Genomic DNA, 996 nt, shown 5'->3' with positions numbered 1-996 from the left:
TAGGAGTTGATCATGCGGCGGCCGGGTGCCCAGGTGTCGACCAGGTCGGCCGGGCACGCCTCGGCACCGACGATGAGGGTGCGCAGGTGGGGCAGGGTCCCGGCGGTTTGCGGGGGGACGGTGGCCAGGGCCGCCGGGGGGATCAGCGTGTGGCTGACCCGCCGTTCGGCGAGCACCTCGGCGAGCCTCTCCCCGACCAGCGGTCCCTCCTCGCCCGTGACCAGCGCGGCCCCGCTGAGCAGGGAGACGCACAGTTCCAGCACGGAGGCGTCGAAGCTGGGCGAGGCGAACTGCAGCACCCGGTCGCCGGGGCCCGCCGCGTACTGTTCGGCGGCCGCCGCGGCGAAGGACGCGAGGCCCCGGTGGGTGACGACGACGCCCTTGGGGGTGCCGGTGGAGCCGGAGGTGTAGATGACGTAGGCCGGGTGCGCGGGGGTGAGCGCCGTGGTGCGGTCGGTGTCCGTGGGCGCCGTCTCCGGGCCGTCGGCGGCCCACACCTCGGCCGGGTCGCCGAGGACCAGCCGGGCCCCGGCGTCCTGGATCATGAACTCCCGGCGCGGGCGCGGGTAGTCGGGGTCCACGGGCAGGAAGGCACCGCCGGCCTTGGCGACGGCGAGCTGGGCCACCACGGTCGCCGCCGAGCGCGGCAGGGCCAGGGCGACGACGTACTCCGGTCCGACGCCGTCCCGGAGGAGCCGGTGGGCCAGCCGGTTGGCCGCCCGGTCCACTTCGGCGTAGGTCAGTTCCCGGTCGCCGTCGACCAGCGCCACCGCGTCCGGGGTCCGGGCCGCCTGCCGTTCGAACAGGGCGGGCAGGGTGGACTCGGGCACCGGGCGGAAGCCGCCGCGGCCTTGGTCCAGCAGCGCCTTGAGGTCGTCGTCGGAGGTCAGCGGCAGGGCGCCGAGCGGGCGGGCGGGGTCCTCGGCGACGGCGTGCAGCAGGGTGCCGAGCTGTCCGGCCATCCGCTCGGCCGTGGCCGCGTCGAACAGGTCGGTG

General features: G+C 76.3%; 1 protein-coding gene. It reads right to left on the bottom strand.

Annotated elements, in window-relative coordinates; genetic code table 11:
• On the bottom strand, nucleotides 1-996 hold a 996-nt coding region (locus GT045_RS24530; protein WP_161335466.1), incomplete at both ends, for an AMP-binding protein.

Origin of the sequence: Streptomyces sp. SID486 (assembly GCF_009865385.1) — a bacterium.
GTDB lineage: Bacteria > Actinomycetota > Actinomycetes > Streptomycetales > Streptomycetaceae > Streptomyces.
The sequence above is the reverse complement of the archived record's forward strand: the minus strand, read 5'-3'. Positions and strand labels throughout refer to the sequence as shown.